Source organism: Amycolatopsis minnesotensis (assembly GCF_039529815.1).
Lineage (GTDB): Bacteria > Actinomycetota > Actinomycetes > Mycobacteriales > Pseudonocardiaceae > Amycolatopsis > Amycolatopsis minnesotensis.
Genome location: NZ_BAAANN010000049.1, coordinates 1 through 15,701 on the forward strand (window position 1 = coordinate 1; position 15,701 = coordinate 15,701).

15 protein-coding genes and 1 pseudogene are annotated in these 15,701 nt (G+C 69.5%); 6 read left to right on the top strand and 10 right to left on the bottom strand.

Annotated elements, in window-relative coordinates:
• Positions 1–159: 159 nt before the first annotated feature.
• Entirely contained in the window at positions 160–660 is a 501-nt protein-coding gene (locus tag ABD256_RS38900; RefSeq protein WP_344430472.1) for a cupin domain-containing protein, read from the bottom strand.
• A 52-nt stretch (positions 661–712) separates the two neighbouring features.
• Here ABD256_RS38900 and ABD256_RS44575 point away from each other — a divergent pair, with 52 nt between their 5' ends.
• The gene (locus tag ABD256_RS44575) at positions 713–1,513 is read left to right on the top strand and encodes a TetR/AcrR family transcriptional regulator (RefSeq protein WP_425546597.1); all 801 of its coding nucleotides are present in this window, start codon (positions 713–715) and stop codon (positions 1,511–1,513) included.
• Here the strand turns inward: ABD256_RS44575 and ABD256_RS44580 are convergent.
• Positions 1,404–1,628 (bottom strand): annotated as a pseudogene (locus ABD256_RS44580) (transposase); the annotation flags it as partial. The gene ABD256_RS44575 and the pseudogene ABD256_RS44580 overlap by 110 nt on opposite strands.
• Before the next feature lie 104 nt (positions 1,629–1,732).
• On the opposite strand from ABD256_RS44580, the gene ABD256_RS38915 reads away from it, so the two are divergent.
• The gene (locus ABD256_RS38915; RefSeq protein WP_344430565.1) at positions 1,733–2,008 is read left to right on the top strand and encodes a hypothetical protein; all 276 of its coding nucleotides are present in this window, start codon (positions 1,733–1,735) and stop codon (positions 2,006–2,008) included.
• Between the two features lie 1,047 nt (positions 2,009–3,055).
• Here ABD256_RS38915 and ABD256_RS38920 read toward each other — a convergent pair.
• Positions 3,056–4,549 carry an alpha/beta fold hydrolase gene (locus tag ABD256_RS38920; RefSeq protein WP_344430476.1) on the bottom strand — a complete coding sequence of 498 codons (1,494 nt, stop codon included), beginning with the start codon at positions 4,547–4,549 and terminating at the stop codon, positions 3,056–3,058.
• 273 nt (positions 4,550–4,822) lie between these two features.
• Between ABD256_RS38920 and ABD256_RS38925 the strand changes: the two genes are divergently transcribed.
• Both ABD256_RS38925 and ABD256_RS38930 read left to right on the top strand, forming a co-directional pair.
• Positions 4,823–4,990 (top strand): hypothetical protein, encoded by a 168-nt coding sequence (locus ABD256_RS38925; protein WP_344430478.1) that lies wholly within the window; start codon positions 4,823–4,825, stop codon positions 4,988–4,990.
• A 72-nt stretch (positions 4,991–5,062) separates the two neighbouring features.
• Complete coding sequence (locus tag ABD256_RS38930; RefSeq protein ID WP_344430563.1) at positions 5,063–5,302, top strand: Tn3 family transposase; 240 nt, start codon at positions 5,063–5,065, stop codon at positions 5,300–5,302.
• 424 nt (positions 5,303–5,726) lie between these two features.
• On the opposite strand, the gene ABD256_RS38935 is transcribed toward ABD256_RS38930, so the two are convergent.
• The 7 genes from ABD256_RS38935 to ABD256_RS38965 form a co-directional block, all read right to left on the bottom strand.
• Complete coding sequence (locus ABD256_RS38935) at positions 5,727–7,073, bottom strand: carotenoid oxygenase family protein (RefSeq protein ID WP_344430480.1); 1,347 nt, start codon at positions 7,071–7,073, stop codon at positions 5,727–5,729.
• A gap of 26 nt (positions 7,074–7,099) precedes the next feature.
• Positions 7,100–8,482, bottom strand: a complete 1,383-nt coding sequence (locus ABD256_RS38940) for an MFS transporter (protein WP_344430482.1) — start codon at positions 8,480–8,482, stop codon at positions 7,100–7,102.
• Positions 8,483–8,534: 52 nt separating this feature from the next.
• Positions 8,535–9,101, bottom strand: coding sequence for a TetR/AcrR family transcriptional regulator (locus tag ABD256_RS38945; RefSeq protein ID WP_344430484.1), 567 nt, complete (start codon positions 9,099–9,101; stop codon positions 8,535–8,537).
• A 188-nt stretch (positions 9,102–9,289) separates the two neighbouring features.
• Positions 9,290–10,504: an acyl-CoA dehydrogenase family protein gene (locus ABD256_RS38950; protein WP_344430486.1), complete on the bottom strand. Its 1,215-nt coding sequence runs from the start codon at positions 10,502–10,504 to the stop codon at positions 9,290–9,292.
• A 28-nt stretch (positions 10,505–10,532) separates the two neighbouring features.
• Positions 10,533–11,024, bottom strand: a complete 492-nt coding sequence (locus tag ABD256_RS38955; RefSeq protein ID WP_344430487.1) for a flavin reductase family protein — start codon at positions 11,022–11,024, stop codon at positions 10,533–10,535.
• Between the two features lie 132 nt (positions 11,025–11,156).
• Positions 11,157–12,461, bottom strand: coding sequence for a PucR family transcriptional regulator (locus ABD256_RS38960; RefSeq protein ID WP_344430489.1), 1,305 nt, complete (start codon positions 12,459–12,461; stop codon positions 11,157–11,159).
• Between the two features lie 601 nt (positions 12,462–13,062).
• Positions 13,063–13,650, bottom strand: coding sequence for a GrpB family protein (locus ABD256_RS38965; RefSeq protein ID WP_344430493.1), 588 nt, complete (start codon positions 13,648–13,650; stop codon positions 13,063–13,065).
• A 172-nt stretch (positions 13,651–13,822) separates the two neighbouring features.
• On the opposite strand from ABD256_RS38965, the gene ABD256_RS38970 reads away from it, so the two are divergent.
• The gene (locus ABD256_RS38970; protein WP_344430495.1) at positions 13,823–14,938 is read left to right on the top strand and encodes an FAD-dependent monooxygenase; all 1,116 of its coding nucleotides are present in this window, start codon (positions 13,823–13,825) and stop codon (positions 14,936–14,938) included.
• A 10-nt stretch (positions 14,939–14,948) separates the two neighbouring features.
• Positions 14,949–15,584, top strand: coding sequence for a TetR/AcrR family transcriptional regulator (locus ABD256_RS38975; RefSeq protein WP_344430497.1), 636 nt, complete (start codon positions 14,949–14,951; stop codon positions 15,582–15,584).
• The last annotated feature ends 117 nt before the right edge of the window (positions 15,585–15,701 follow it).

A 15,701-nucleotide genomic window follows, 5' to 3' on the forward strand; every position in this document is an offset into this window, starting at 1 on the left:
TCGCCCGGTCCTCACCACTGACCATCAAACCCGACGAAGGCATGCCCCATCATCGCAAACCCACAGCCGTAAACCAATTAACGACGCGCGACACTAGGGGTGGCACCCGAATACACCGGAAAGGGCCGCCTGGCGCTCGCGGTCGAGCGGGCCACGGTGTCAGGGAGTGAGTTCGGTGTGCTCGATTGTGGCGGACTGATAGCAACCCTGCGACGCGTCCCAGTTGAGGAAAGTCGTGCTCATTTCGGCAGGAATGAGGACCTGGATGCTTTTGAAGTCTCGAGAGACCTCCAGCTGCCGATGCCGGTTGCGCTTGTCTTCGAAGATCACATCGCCTTTCTCCAGTCTGATCACCCCAAGACCCTCGTATTCGGCGATGATCCAACCCTCGACGATGTACTCCATCTGGTCCGAGGAGTGGGTGTGCCAGGGCACCTCGCCGCTTCCGGTGAAGCTCTCGGTCACCCGCATGCTGTACATGCCGTATCGACCCTCGGTACCGCGCCAGATCGAGAACGCTCGCTGTTCCAGCCCCTCGAAACCAGGGATCGGCTGGTAGCTATCTTCGGTCTCGCGATCGACATAGTTTTCGGTCGCGAGTACCTGAGCCTTGTCGCGCGGGGGCAAATTCGGTTCTTGATCGCGTTTCGTGTCGGTCATCGGATTCCTCCTTGCCGGGGTGGCGCGTGGATTTCGCAGTCGTCAAGCGTTGATGCCCGACGCTAACGCTCCAAGTGGGCGACGTCGACCACTTACAGGTAAAGTGGGAGAAGAGCATGAGCCGAACTCTCGGTTACCCGAACAGCTGGTAAATCCGCTGCGAGCGGACGCCGCGCGCAACCGTGCGACCATCATCGCTGCCGCACGGGAGGTCTTCACCGCAGAGGGTCTGTCGACACCCCTGACCAAGATCGTCCGCCAGGCAGGAGTCGGTACCGCGGCCCTTTATCCTCGATTCCCGACCAGGCAGGCGCTTGTCGCCGCGGTGTTCGATGCGCAACTCGTCGCCTGCACGCGCATCGCGGACGAGGCGGTGGCCGACGACCACCCGCACCGCTCGTTCGTCACGCTGGTGAGCAAACTGTGCCTGCTCCAGGTCGAGGATCGCGCTTTCACCTTGGCACTGATCCAGGTGACTCGCGGCGCCGGAACGTTCGAACGAGCGAGGAAGCGAATGGAGCGGGCAATGCAGATCACTGTGGCCAGGTCACAGGCCGCCGGGCTGCTCCGGGGAGACGCCCATTGGACTGATGTCACCCTGCTCATCCTGGCCAATGCCGGGGTAGTGTCGGCGCTCGGCCCGGGCGCCGACACCAAGCGCGCGAGCCGGCGCCTGAGGTCACCGCGGCCACATCGGCACCGGGCAGCAACCGGACCGCGTCGAGCGCAGCCGTCCACGACGTACGGCCGGTCTCCAGGGCCGCGACAACGGAATAGGGCCAGCCGGGGATCATGCGGTGCTCGTCCCTGCCCCGCCCGTAGGTGTGACAGAACGAGCGGTCCGGGCAGGTAGCACCGTCGGGCCGCGACCAGGGCGAGACATCGACCGCGAGTACCAGCCGGCCACCGGCGGCACGGGGCAGCGGCAACCCCACCAGCGACCGAACCGGCCCATCAGTGCACAACACCGCATCAGCCAGCTCGAACAACCATCCGCACGCCTGCCCAAGCAGTCGTAGAACTCCAGCCGGAACCGGTCCAGATCCCCCAACGCCCGCACCCAGTCACCATCATGCACACTAATCACGCAGCCCTTGGCTCAATCTTCCATCTGTCGCAAGAGGAATCATCGACCAAGGGCTGCACCCATGATCACCCAGGGCCCACACCACCACCCGCATCCTTAAACAACAAGCTGCGGATCGCCGACACGCTGCGCGACTGCGGCGAGGCCATCGCGACGGCCGGTGACGGCGTCAACGATGCGCCCGCGTTGCGGCGTGCCGACATCGAAGTGGCGATGGGGGCGGGTGGTACGGACGTCGCATCGGCTGTCCAGGACCGATGAGGGTCGCGACTACACCCTCGCCGCTTCGATGTTCGCCGACGAGCTGCGTGACATCGGCCCTCGGGGCCGACGAGTATCGCAACGACGAGGTGGGGCATCGGCCTTCCGGGCGATGAGGATCGCAGCCGCACTGACGAGTTCGGGTTGTCCAAGACAGCGACGGCGGAGGGTGACAGGAGGGGCCGCAAACTCGTCCCGATGGGGCGCCCGCAGGTGTCGTGGGAATTCGCTCGTTCTCCGCAGCCATGCAGGTCCCTCACCCGGACGGCACTTTCCGGTCTTGTGAGCACAGCAGGAAGAACGGAGACATAACGGAGCCCAGACTGACCGCTAGCAATCGCAAACATGATCTTGAAGTCGACAAAACAGCAGGTAGAAGCCCTTTAAGTAAAGATCATTTCAATGATCATCGCGATCGCACACGTGAGCTTTTAGTCCTTGGGTCCAGGGTTCGAGCCCCTGGCGGCCCACAACATCGGCACGCGTGTTGACCATCGAAGATGTCCCGCCTTGCGGACCGTGAGTGGCTGGATGATCATGGCTGGGCTCCGTGTGGGCTCATCGAGGGCCCGAGCTCGCGAACACCGAGTTTCAGCACCCAGCAGAGCCTTTCGGGCAGGGTTTACCCCTGATTCTTGAGCCCTTTCAGTGTCGGGAGCAGAAGTAGCGTCGACGGATGTGCGGACCGTGCCAGCTGTGCTGAAGGTGTCGCCTGCCGACGGTCACTGGTCGACGCATCGTCGCCTTACGCAGTCGCCGTGCACGGAGGCGCGTCCCGGTGGTGCGGGCGGCGTCGAGTACCAGGCGTGCGGTGGCCGCAGCGGACTGCCGGGCCAGGCTGGGCAAGACGCTGGTGTAGGTGTCGGCGGTGAGCACGATGCGGGGAAGATGCGGGGCTCGATGTCGACGATGAGGCTGATGTGGGGCCACCCCCGCGTGTGTGGGAAAGACACCTTGTGCGGTAGAAGCTCACCCGATGAACGTCGCCTTCTGGAAACTGACGCTCCGGGCGCGACGTGCCGGTGCCCGGCACCGGGACGGCGTGGTTCAGGGCGCCGGCACCGGTTCCGGGATCGGTGCCCCGTCGCAGCTGCCGATGGCGGGCACCCCGGTCTCGAAGAACCGGACCACCTTGCTCGCGCAGGGCAGGTTCGCCAGCGAGCCGTGGATGTCGTCCTGCACGGTCAGCACCGAACCGCCGATGCGCTGACGCATTTCCCACGCCCCGGCGTAGGGGGTCACGGATTCGTACCGGTGCCCGATGATCTGCAGATCGCTGCGGCCGGGGCGGTAGTCGAAGTTCTTCCCGGCGTACGGCCACCGCACGCAGCTGCCGGCGTAGATCGGCACATCCGCGGTGGACATCGGGTACTGCTCGCGCAGTGCGCTGAACTCCTGCCACACCTGATCCAGATCGCGGGTTCCGGTGGTATCGGCGCAGTTGATCCCGTGCTGCACGAACCGGTTGAGCGTGTAGGGGCGCTTCTCGTCCCAGCCGAACCCGGCCGCGGGTGCCGCCTTGGGCTGCCGTGCAGGCGGGTTCTTCCCAGCCTGCACAGCGGCCAGCGCCGAGGCGCCGTAGCCCCAGTCCGGCGAACGGGACGAGGCCATGTTCTGTACCCAGGTGTCGTTCAGCTCGACCGTCTCGCCGTTCACCACGACTTTGCGCGGATGAGCCTTGAGCTCGGCACTGAGCGCGAGTTCGGTCGCGTACACCTGGTCGCCGGTCGCGCCGAGGTGGAGCACGGCGTCGCGTTCGGCCATCCAGCCGGCGAACCGGAGCATGTTGTCGTGCTGGGCTTTCGTCTCGTCCGCCTCGAAGTGGTCGAGATCCAGGTCCGGGGGCAGCACCGAATCGATCGCCATCCGCCCGACGTGGTCGTCGAACAGGCTTCGGTAGGCCGCGCCGAGGCCGGTGCCCCAGGAAATGCCGAAGTAGTCGATCTTCCGCTCGCCGAGGGCTTCCCGGACCCGGTCCATGTCACGCGCAATGGTCTCGACGCCGAGGTGGGCGGCGAACTCCGGGTCCTTCGCCGCGCAGCCGCCGTAGATGTCCGAATGCCAGGTGATCCAGGTGACCAGATAGTCCTTTTCGGACTGTCCGGGCCGCGGCCGCGGTGCACCGCCGAGGCCCTGGCAATCGACCTGCCCGCTGAACCCGGTGCCACGCGGGTCGAAGCTCACCAGGTCGTAGTACTTGCCCAGCTCGCCGAGCTTGCTGGTGCGGACGAGTTCGGGCATCGACATCCCGGTGCCGCCCGGTCCGCCCGGGTTCAGCATCAGCACGCCGCGCCGGTGCGCCGGATCGGACGCCGGGATCCGGTCCACCGCGAGCTGCAGCGCCCGGCCGTCCGGCCGGGCGTAGTCGACCGGCACGGTCACCGTCGTGCATTCGGTGCTCGTACCGGCCTGCTTCGGCCACGACGGTGCGAGCTGCGTGCACGGCCTCCAGGTTGGCGCCGCCTGCGCCGCGGTCGGCACGGTGAGCCCAAGAGCCGCTACGGCCGCGCCGGCTATCGCCACCATCTCCCGCAGGACCATTCCCATCCTCCTCGTCTCGAACCCACCACTGATATGGCACCGCGAACTGCTTGCGCCGAGGACCCGGCCCGCGGTTTCGTCGGGGTAGTCGAGGGAGACAGGGCGCCGGGTTTCCTGCCGGCGAATTCGTGACTAAGGACACATTCACGGTAGCGCGCAGCGGGGCGCTCAGGTGATATTCGGCTCTCCTGTCACACATGGCGTCGACGGCACGACCCCCGGACATGCAGGAGACGGCAGATAGGACTGTCCGACCGCGATGGCTTTGCGGTCTTGGCCGAAGATGCGGTCGGCGAAGAAGCGGGTGACGGCGTCGAGCAGATCGTCTTCTCGTACGCGGACCGCGGTGGGAAGCCCGGCGCGCTCACCAGGGTGGCCGACGCCTGCGGGATCTCCTACGACCTGCTCGGGTTGCAGCTGTCCCCGCGGATCCGGTGCTGACCCGCAAGCTCAACACCGATCCTGCTCCGGCTGGCCGGGTCGCCGAAGTTCGGGCACGCCACCGCCTCGCCGCTGCTCGGCAAGCTGTCCGCGTCCGGACGGCAGAACGCGCTCGCCGGGGCGCTCAAGGAGCACGAAGCGCTGCGGCGCACCATCTACGCCGCCCGCTACCCCGCCCACCGGCGCAAGATCTCCCACCCGCTGAACAAGGGCGAGTCGCTGCACGCACTCAAGCGCGACCTGCTCTACGCCACGAGGGTGCCGTCCGAGCCCAGCACCTGGAGCAGGAGACCGAGCAGGCGTGGTGCCTGACCTCGGCCACCAACGCGGTGGTCGCGTGGACGACCGCTGAGAGCCCGCCCGCGACGGCCACAGGACCGCGCCGCCCGAAACGCATGACCCACATCGCTCAACCGGGCTCTACGAACCAGGCCGGCACAGCTGTGCGGGTCCCGCACCCAAACGGCGAAGCGCGGGATCACCGGATCCCCAGCACTGCTGCTTCCCGGTCGCTCTCCCACACCTCAGGCGGCATTTGCCGGTCTTGTGAGCACAGCAGGAAGAACGGGGACAGAACGGAGCCCGGACTGACCGTCGGCAATCGAAAACTTGAGCTTGAAATGCCTAACACCGGGTAAAAGCCCTGAAACGACCCGGCCGAGTCCGGGCACCGGCGGCCGGCGCGAGATCCGCGCCTCGGCCACCGGTGCCGGTCCTGGGTGTGCCGGTGTGGTGATCACGACGTGAGGTGCGTGTCCGGGATCCATGAGCCGTGGATTCCGCTGGGCACGCGCCGGGGCAGCTCGACCGTGGCGGTGGTGCTCAGGTCGTGTGCGTCGAGGACGAGGAGCTGGGATGCGTTGGCGCGCAGGTCGCTGACGATCGTCAGCAGGTAGCCGTCGTCCTCGCCGGTGGCGCCCGCGGCGGGGACGAAGACGGCTTCCCCGGCATGCCGGTCGGGTCCCGGCCGGTGCAGGTGCCGCTGCCCGGTCGTCGTGTTCAGTTTGACGATGGCGAACTCGTCGAGGCCCGCTCCGGGGAAGGCGACCGAGTAGCTGATGTCCGACGGCAGGCCGGTGCGATCCTCGTTGATGGTGGGGAAATCCGTCACCAGGTCGTCGAGTTCCTGTTCGGTCGCGGTCGCGGTCGCCGGGTCCAGCAGCCACCGGGTCGCGATCGCCCCGCTGACCGGGGCGGTCGGGTAACCGGGCGCGCCGGTCCACCACTTCCACGAGGTCGCCCAGGACGCCTGGTCGTAGGCGGGTCCTTCGAGGACGATCTTGCCGTCCGGCGTGTCGTAGGCGTTGGTGACGTGCAGCAGGGCGCGCTGGCTGACCGGGATCCAGGTCACGTGCGGCGTGCCGATGCGGTCGAGGACGCCGATGCGGGCCGGGTAGTCGTCATGCCAGCGGTAGGGGATGCCCGAGGTCTCCTCGGGGTCGAAAACGACTGGCAGGTCGAGGAACACGGCTTTGGTCGCGGTGATGGCGAAGTCGTGCATCAGGCTCGGGCCGCTGCCGTTGACGACCTGGCTGCGGATGATGTGGCCCTCGGGCGAGGCGACGTAGTAGGTCAGGTGCGGCGGGAACGGCGAATAGCTGAAGAAGTGCAACTCGCCCGTCGCCGGGTCCTGCTTCGGGTGCGCGGTCATCGCCGAGGTGAGCTTGCCGTGGAAGTCGAACGGGCCGACCGTGTCGAGTTCGGGCGTGACCTCGAAGGGCAGGTTGGACTCTTGGAGCGCGAGGAGCCGGCCGCCGTGCTCGACGATGTGGGTACCCGCGACACTGGCGGTGAGATCGATGCTGCCGTCTTCGCGCACGAGCGGTGCACCGTCGAGAGCCGGGGTTTTGACCCAGCGGTTGCGGTACCACTGGGCGCGCCCGTTCTCCAGGCGGACGCCGTGCAGCATGCCGGACCCCTTGAACCAGTGGCTGGGGGTGATGCCGGGCTTCGGGTTGTGGCCGTTGCGGAGGTATTCGCCGTTCAGCTCCGGCGGCAGTGCGCCGGTGACCGGCAGGTCGACCGCGGTTGTCTCGTCCGGGACAGGGGTGTAGTGCCCGGTCAGGTAGGGCTTGGTCGTCATGGTGATCTCCTTTTCCTGCAGCGGTTTCAGTGCTTGCGAAGGGCTGGTGCCCACGACAGCAGCAACGCCAGGCCCGCGAGTCCGGCCGCGGTGGCGAAGGCGGTGGCGAAGTGCGGAACGGGACCGGCGGCGACGGCGACCAGCGTCGCCAGGCCGAGCGCACCGCCCATCTGGCGCGTGGTGTTGACCAGGCCGCTGACGAGCCCGGCTTCGCCCGGAGCGGAATCGGCTACCGCGAGGGTGGTGACGTACACCAGGCTGATCCCGATTCCCGCGCCGATCAACAGGAACGGCCCCACCAACGCGGCGTAGGCCGGGCCGGGCTCCATGGCCAGCCACGCGAGCCCGGCAGTCAGGGACACGAGGCTGGCGGCGAGCGCGGTGCGCGCGCCAACGACCGCGGCGATCCTCGGCGCCAGCAGCCCGCCGGCGGTGATCGCCACCGCGATCGGCACCTGGGCGACGCTGGTCGCTACCGGGCTCATTCCCAGCACGATCTGCTGGTACTGGGGCAGGAAGTAGAACATGCCGACGCTGACGGCGCCGAGCAGTGCCATGATCGTGTTGGCCGTGACCAGCGGAGCGCGGGTGAACACCTGCAGCGGCACCAGCGGCCGGGCGACGCGCCGCTCGACGAAGAGGAAAGCGGCCAACGCGATCACGCCGAGGGCGAGCGCGCCGAGGGTGACACCGGCCGTCCAACCCGCCTGCGCACCGCTGACCAGGCCGTAGGCGATGCTCGCCATGGCGAGCGTGACGGTGGCCGCGCCGCCGATGTCGAACGTGCCGCCCGCGGCCGGGAACGGCCGCACCGTCCACAGCACCACCGCGGCGACCAGCAGTCCCATCGGTGCGTTGATCAGGAAGATCCACGGCCAGCCCAGGGTCTGGCTCAGCACGCCACCGAGCAGGACACCCGCGATACCGCCCGCGCCGGACACCCCGCCCCAGATGCCCATCGCCCTGGCGCGCCCCGCGCCGTCGGGAAACAGGGCCATCACAAGGGACAGGGCCGCCGGCGCCATGACCGCCCCGCCGGCTCCCTGCGCCAGCCGCGCGCCGATCAGGACCGGCCCGTTCGGAGCGAGCGCGCATGCGGCCGATGCCGCCACGAACACGGCGAGGCCCGCGACGAACACCCCGCGGCGACGGAACACGTCGGCGAGCCGGCCGCCCAGCAGCAGCAAGCCGCCGAACGCGACGAGGTAGCCGTCCACCACCCAGGACAGCTCGGCCGGACCGAGGCCGAGACCGGCGCCGATGGACGGCAGCGCGACGTTCACGATCGACGAATCCAGCACGACCATGAACTGCGCCGCGGCCAGCGCGGCGAGCGCGAGCCCCTGACGGCCGGTACGCCGATGGGTCGTGGTGAGCGACCCGGCAGTAGTGTGTGATTGATCAGTCACTTTATCTCCCGAAAAAAGGGCCCGCGCACGGGCCGGACCGGGTTGGCCGCGCCTATCCGGTCGCGTCCGTGTAGTGCACGAGCCCTTCGGTGAGCTGCAGCGCCCAGCCGGCGGCCGAGTCCTCGATCCCGAGGGTGGCCACCAGGTGGCACAGCTGTCCGCGAGCGAAGAACGCCTGGACATCGGGTTGCGCGGCCCGGGAGCGGCCGGCCACGTAGTCGACCAGGCGGGCCTGGCCGCCGCACAGGGCGTCCCGGATCGCCGGCTCGTCGCTGGCGGCCAGCGCGTGGACCTGGAGCATGATCAGCTTGCGGTCCGTGATCAGCGCGGCGTAAGCCTCGGCCATCGCGGCGAGCACGCGGCCGGGACTGGCGGCGGGCAACTGGTCGACGGCGGCCCGCAGCGTGTCGATGATCCGGTCGAAGCACGCGCTCGTCGCGGCGACGAACAGGTCCTGTTTCGTCGGGAACAGCCGGAACACGTAGGCGGGGGAGATTTCGGCGGCCGCCGCCACCTCGGCCACCGGTGTGGCCCGGTAACCGGACTTCGCGAACACCTCGACCGCCGCGGCGATGACGCTCGACCGCCGCTGCTCGGACTTCGACAACGTCTTGCTCATGTTATTGATTGAACACTCACACCGGTGAATCGTCAAGCCGGGCGTTCCGGCGAGGGGTAGTGCCTTACGGTGACGGGGCTTCCGCCCTCGTGTCTCGATGGTCATGTTTCTCCCTACGCCCGGCGCGCCGCTGAGCGTGCCCTCGGCGGCGCACCGGGCGAATCCGTCCCTGGGTCGGAGCAGAGCGCTCAGACGAATGCGGTCACGGTGCCGCGGATGCCGAAGAGGGACTTGCCGTAGGCGTCCGAGGCGACATCGGAGCGCAGCCCCCCGTGCCGGCTCCCGGTCTCGCTGTCGCGCCAGATCCGTTGAAGCGGGTTCGATTCGCCGAAGCTCGAGGCGCCCTGCGCGGAGCACACCAGGCTGATCGCCTCGCGCGCGTGGGCGGCGGCGACCGCGGCGTCCATCCGGATCCGGGCCCTGGCGTCGTAGTCCGGCAGGATCGCGTGGTGCGCGGCCTCGTCGATGTCCGCCGCCGCGCGGTAGGCGTGCAGCTGGGCGGAGTCGACCAGGGACGCGGCCGCTGCGGCGGCCTGCTGAACGAACGGGGCTTCGGCCTGGATGTCGTAGAACGTCTGGGACAGCGACCGCTGTGGTGCCTTCTCCCGCAGGATGTCGACGGCGGCCTCGGCAAGTCCAAGCTGGGGCCCTGCCAGCACGAGCGTGGCGACCGGCACGAACGCCGACCGGTAGAGCGCTTCCTCGGTGTACGGGGTGGCGTAGTGACCTTCGACCGCGTCCGGCGTGGAGTGGAAGCGGTGGGCGGGAACGAAGATGTCCTTGCCGATCAGCGTGTTCGAGGCGGTTCCCCGCATCCCGCTGACGAACCAGGTGTCCTCGACGGTCAGCTCCGACATCGGCACGAGCACCAGCCCGGTGGCGTCGGTGGTGCCTTCCGCGTCCGGCCGCTTCACGCCGAGCATCGCCCAGTCGGCGTGGGCGCTGCCGGAGGCAGGCGCCCACCGGCCGCTGACGAGGTATCCACCGTTGGCCGCCGCCGCGGTCCCGGAAGGGGAGATGACGCCGGCGACGCGGGACTGCGGAGTGTCGGCCCAGACGTCGTCCTGCGCCCGGGCGGGAAAGAGCCCGACGAACCAGGAGTTGACGTTGAACAGCGTGGTGACCCAGGAGGTCGAGCCGCAGGCCCGGCCGATCTCGCGGCTGACCTCCAGCAGCGTGCGGAGGTCGGTCTGCAGGCCGCCGTAGCGAGCGGGCCGCAGCAGGGAGAGCAGGCCGCTCTCGGCCAGCGCGGCGACGTTCTCCGCGGGCACGGTGCGCTCGCGGTCGGCCCGGTCGGCGTTGCTGGCGATCAGCGGCCGCAGCTTGGCGGCCCGCTCGACGAGTTCGGCGCGCAGCTCGCGGGCTTCGTCGGTGACGTGCGGTGCGTCCAGGGCGATGCTCATGGTTTTCTGCCTTTCGGGTCGCGCGAGGTCAGCCGGCGAGGGCGTGGGCGGAATGCGTGCCGAAGACCCGGCGCGCGTAGATCAGGGGAGCGGTGGTGGTCGACGCGGCTTCTTCGACACGCAGGACGAGCAGTACGTGGTCGCCGCCGTCGATGTGGCGCTCCACGTAACCGGCGGTCCAGCCCGCGGACTCGGGCAGATGCGGCAGCCCGCCGCGAAGCCGCCAGTCGATCCCGGCGAACTTCACGCACGGCCCGCGGTTGCGGTGCGCCAACGCGGACGCGATGTCCTGCTGGTCGGCACCGAGGATGTTCACCCCGGCCCGCGCGCCGGGCCGCAGGTACTTCAGCAGCCCGGAGTCGCGGGCGAGGGCGAAACTCATCAGCGGCGGGTCGTTCGAGAGCGAGGTGAAGCTGGAAACAGTGCTGCCGTAGGGACCCTCACTGGTCATCGTGGTCACCACGGTGACCGGCGAGCACAGTGCGCTCACCAGGTCGGTGAAGTTGTTTCGGTCGATCATCGCTGGGCCTTCCGGTCGCGGGGCGCCGGAAGTGCTCCGGCAGCACCTATGAGACCGTGGCGACGGCGGGTGTCTCTTGGTCTGCGAGCGCAAGACCGCGCCACGACATTGCGCGCGGCTGCCTTGCCCGGCTCAGCGCAGGACCGCGTCGCCCAGTTCTTCGGCGAGCTCCAGGGCGGTCCGCAGGGCGAAAGGTCGTTCGTCCACTGCGCGTTCGAGTACCTCTTGAGCCCGCCGTACGCGATAGGTGACGGTGCCGCGCGCGATGTGCAGGCGCCGGGCCACCGTCACCAAGCTGCGCTCGGCGTCGAGGTAGTGCCGCAAGGTCGTTCGCAGGGTCGCCATCGTCTCGGTGCGTTCGGCCAGCGCACCGAGTTCGCGACGCACGAGTTCGCCGGCCGCGGTCAGGTCGGCGGTCAGCAGCGCCGCGACGGCGACGTCAGCGTAAGCCGTCGACTCGCGCGGCCGTTGCCCGGCCTCGCGGCGCAGGTGTTCGAACCGTTCCGTCCGGCAGGCTTCGGTGTGCGAGCGGTGGAAACCGTCGACACCGCCGGCGGGAAGGCCGATGCCCACGTGCAGTCCGTGCCCTGGCCCGAGGCCGGGTGCCAGCGCACGGACGTCCGCCAGACCGGACATCGGCGCGCGTAGGGCACCCCAGGCCCACACCTGGCCGGACGCCATCGGCACCACCAGCGTCGCGGTCGCGCCGTGTGAGCGCAGCATTTCGGTCGCGGCCGTCTGCAGCGCGGGGTTCGCGGTGGGCGAGTCCGACCACAGGACGACAGCCACGTGCGTACGGTCGAGGTCGTACCCGAGGGTGCGTGAGGCCTGCTCGGTGTCCGCGGGCGGACTGCCGGAAAGCAGCGCGCGAACGACACCGGCGCGCGCGGCAGCCGTGCTGACGCTCCACGCGGCGTGTTCCGTGAGGTATTCCCGGATCATCGCGTCGGCGAGCTTGTCGATGCGGCCGAACAGTTCTTGCGTGACCGCCGTGAGTTCTTCGATCACCGCGGACGGATCGAGGAGCTCGGCGCAGGCACGGTGGAACGCCTCGGTCGTCCGCGCGTGCGCGATGCGCAGCCCGCGCAACACCTGCTCGAGCGGGATGCCCCGGTGGACGTACTCACGCATCCCCTCCGCCGTGGGCTCGCTGATCGCCGGGCGCTCCCCGGACGGCCCGACGAGGGCGGCCAGCACCTGCACGGCGGACGCCTCGGTGCCGCGGCGGAGCCGTTCGCGGGCCCCGGCGCCGCCACCGAGGGACGGCACGTCCGCGAGGATCTGTGCCGCGACCTCGCCGCCCAGCTCGATGGCCCAGCGCACCGGATCTTCCCCGACGAGTGCGATGGTCTGCTCGATGATCGGCCACGGGCACGCCGCCTGCGCGACGTCGACCGCACCGTGCGGGCTCAGCTCCTCGACCCAGGCCCGCATCATTACCCGCCCTTCTGATCGTGCTGCTTGGCGGCCAGCCCTTCCCGCGGGATAGCCGTGCCCGGTTCGATGGCCGTTCACGCGCGCCGGACTGGAACCGGGCGGTCGGCGACCGGTTCCGCCGCGGGACTCCGGCTTCACTCACCGGCTGCGATTGGGCCCCGCCTCGCCCCTTCTGCTGATCTCGGGACCGCCGCCCGGGAAGTCTACTGTGGACGGGCCCCCGTGGCCCCGAAGACGGTAGTTGGTGAGATGTTCGCGCAACCATTACGGGGGCTCAGAACGAGTACCAGCCGTGGATAGCTCCCTTGCTGCATCGACGTCCCGGCCAGGCGAGCACCGAAGCTGGAATCCGCGCCGCTCGCGGCCAGGATGACCGGACTCGAGGGTGGTCGGCTGACGAGTCGTCACGTTGCGCGCGGGCGGGCCAGCACCAGCCTCAAACCTGCGTACGCAAGAATCCATCGGCTACCGGCACACCTGGCTGACCACGTGCAAATCCCGGAAAGCAGTGAAGGCGCCGCGGGCGCGGCGCCCTCGGTACCGCGCTTTTCCTTCTCCGACGACAAACTGCCTGGTCAGCGAGCGCACTGCTCGCTGCTGACTACAGCATTCCCGCCGCGCGGAAGAGCCGGTCGTAGATCGCGCGGACGGTCTCCTGCTTGCGCGCGTTGTAGTCCATGACGCGCCCGCCTCCCGGCACCGCCGCGCGTTTGGCGTCCTCGTACCGGGCGCGGTCCTCGGGATGGGCGCGCAGCCAGTCGCGGAACATGCGGTGCCGGACGAGCTCCGGGCACTCCGGTCCGAACACGTGCAGGTTCACGCGGGGCTCGGCCAGCCTCAGGCACCGGTGTTCGTGCCAGGACGGCTCCCGGACCGTGAGGACGTAACCGATCCGCGTGAGCGGCGGGACGTACCGCTCCTCGTCGCGGGGATCGGCCACCGTCAGGTCGATGTCGATGACGTCCTTGGCGGCCAGCCCTTCGACGGCGGTCGAGCCGAAGTGCTCGATGTCCACCACCGCCGTGCCGAGCGCCGCGCGGATCCCCGTCGCCGCGGCCCGGTAGCGGCGCGGCCACTCGGGGTCGTAGCCGACGATCGCGATCGTTTCCGGTGGCGGCGGGCCGTTCACCCACGGGCTCTCGGCCGGGTCGGGGTCGTGGTGTCGGGTGATCTCCTCGAAGGTGGGCACCCGCGTCAACGTAGCAGCGGCCGGGAAGCCGGTCTTCCCTTTTGGCGGCCCCGGTGCGCCAAGCCGCAGGTGTGACCGACCGCTCGCCGAAGGAGTTGCCCAGGACTCACTAAAGCAACGAAATGTTGCTATAGTGAGGTCACTGGGCAACCCGGCGAACGAAGGAGCGACTATGCGGATTCTGGTCAGTGGAGCGGGAACGGCCGGGCTGAGCGCCGGCATCGACCTGGCGCGTGCCGGTCACGACGTCGAGCTCGTCGAGCGGACGAACCGCCTGCGCGCCAACGGTTCCCCCATCGACGTGCGCGGCGAGGCCATCGAAACCGCGCGCGGCATGGGCATCCTCGACGCGGTGCGCGAACACCGGATCACGATGACCGAGCAGACGAGGTTCGTCGACCGGTCCGGCGCGGCCGTCGCCCCCTTGGCGATGCAGGAGATCAACGAGACGCCCGAGGACATCGAGCTCCCCCGTGAGGACCTCATGACCATCCTGCGGCAGGCCCTGCCCGAGCGGGTCGATCTGCGCTTCGAGGAGCGCATCGTCGCGCTGGCCGACGACGGGGACCGGGTCGCGGTCACCTTCGCCTCCGGCCGCGAGGCCGCCTACGACATCGTCGTCGGCGCCGACGGGGTGCACTCGGCGGTGCGACGGCTGGTGTTCGGCCCGGAGGAGGAGTTCACCGAGCACCTCGGGGTCTACGTCGCGATCGGGGACGCACCCGGCCAGGAAACTCCCGGCACCGCACGCGTGACGGAGATCCTCAACCTGCCGGGGCGTTTCGCCGGCGTGGCCCGCTACCGCGACAAGGCGCTGGGCATCTTCGAGTTCCGGTCCGGGCCGATCGACTACGACTACCACGACCTCGGCGCGCAGAAGCGCATCCTGGCCGAGGCTTTCGCCGGGATCGAGGACTGGAAGGTCCCCGAGCTGGTCGAGGCCGTCCAGGACGACCCCAACCTCTACTTCGACGCGCTCGCCCAGATCGTCATGCCGAGCTGGTACCGGGGACGGGTCGTGCTGATCGGGGACGCGGCGCACTGCGCGACCCCGATGGCCGGGCGCGGCGTCTCGCTGGCCCTGCTCGGAGCGTGGACGCTCACCGAGGAGCTCGGCCGTCACGGCGACGACCTGGACGCGGCCTTCAGCGCCTACGAACAGCGCCACCGCCCCCACGCGGCGGCGGCCCAGGAGTTCGCGCGCGGCGGGGCCGACCTCATGGTCCCCGCCACCTGGGAGGCCATCGCGGCGCGCAACGCACGGCTGAGCGCGGCGCAGCCGCTGTAGGCTGCCGTCCGTGGCCGAGGACGGACCGACGCGAGGACCTGCCCGCCGCCCTGGCGGGCGCACCGCCAGGGTGCGGCACCGGATTCTCGAGGCAGCCGCCACCCTGATCGCCCGCGAAGGGATCGGCGGCCTGCGCTACGACCAGGTCGCCGAGCTCGCCGAGGTCAACAAGACCAGCGTCTACCGCAACTGGCCCGACCGCACCACGCTGATCGCCGACGCGCTCACCGCCTTCGCCGCCGACGCCGCTCCCCTGCACGACTCCGGCGACATCGACGCCGACCTCGTCGACTTCCTCGAGACCCTCGCCGCCGCCATGGCGAGCCCGCAAGGCCGGTCCCTGCAGAGCGTGGTGGCCGCGGCCCGGGAGAACCCCGAGCTGCGGGCCGTCGTCGACGAGGTCTCCGGCCGGCGGCAGGCAACCCTGCACGACCGCCTGCGGACCGCGGTCGAACGCGGTGAGCTGCCCGCGATCGACCCCCGCTTCCTCGGCGAGCTGCTCACCGGACCCGTCCAGCTCTTCGTCACCCGTGGCGCCCGCGCGTTCACCCGGGCCGACGCGCACCAGGTGTGCGCGATCGTGCTCGCCGGCGTGCGAGCCACCGCCGCCCATGGCGGCGAGTCTTCTTTGCCTGGCACGCAATAGGAACTCGTGCTCCCGTAAGCGGGGCTCGAACAGCATTCCGGTTACCGGGCGGCCGCTCGCTCCGATGTCCCGCACGGTCGTTTTCCCGCTATGGCGGCGGGAGCCAGCGGGTATCCT

Coding starts and splice junctions, on each gene's coding strand:
- ABD256_RS38935 (WP_344430480.1), bottom strand. CDS start 7,073: ATGACGACCAAGCCCTACCTGACCGGGCACTACACCCCTGTCCCGGAC.
- ABD256_RS38900 (WP_344430472.1), bottom strand. CDS start 660: ATGACCGACACGAAACGCGATCAAGAACCGAATTTGCCCCCGCGCGAC.
- ABD256_RS38950 (WP_344430486.1), bottom strand. CDS start 10,504: ATGAGCATCGCCCTGGACGCACCGCACGTCACCGACGAAGCCCGCGAG.
- ABD256_RS38960 (WP_344430489.1), bottom strand. CDS start 12,461: ATGATGCGGGCCTGGGTCGAGGAGCTGAGCCCGCACGGTGCGGTCGAC.
- ABD256_RS38970 (WP_344430495.1), top strand. CDS start 13,823: ATGCGGATTCTGGTCAGTGGAGCGGGAACGGCCGGGCTGAGCGCCGGC.
- ABD256_RS44575 (WP_425546597.1), top strand. CDS start 713: ATGCCCGACGCTAACGCTCCAAGTGGGCGACGTCGACCACTTACAGGT.
- ABD256_RS38915 (WP_344430565.1), top strand. CDS start 1,733: ATGCACACTAATCACGCAGCCCTTGGCTCAATCTTCCATCTGTCGCAA.
- ABD256_RS38920 (WP_344430476.1), bottom strand. CDS start 4,549: ATGGTCCTGCGGGAGATGGTGGCGATAGCCGGCGCGGCCGTAGCGGCT.
- ABD256_RS38955 (WP_344430487.1), bottom strand. CDS start 11,024: ATGATCGACCGAAACAACTTCACCGACCTGGTGAGCGCACTGTGCTCG.
- ABD256_RS38945 (WP_344430484.1), bottom strand. CDS start 9,101: ATGAGCAAGACGTTGTCGAAGTCCGAGCAGCGGCGGTCGAGCGTCATC.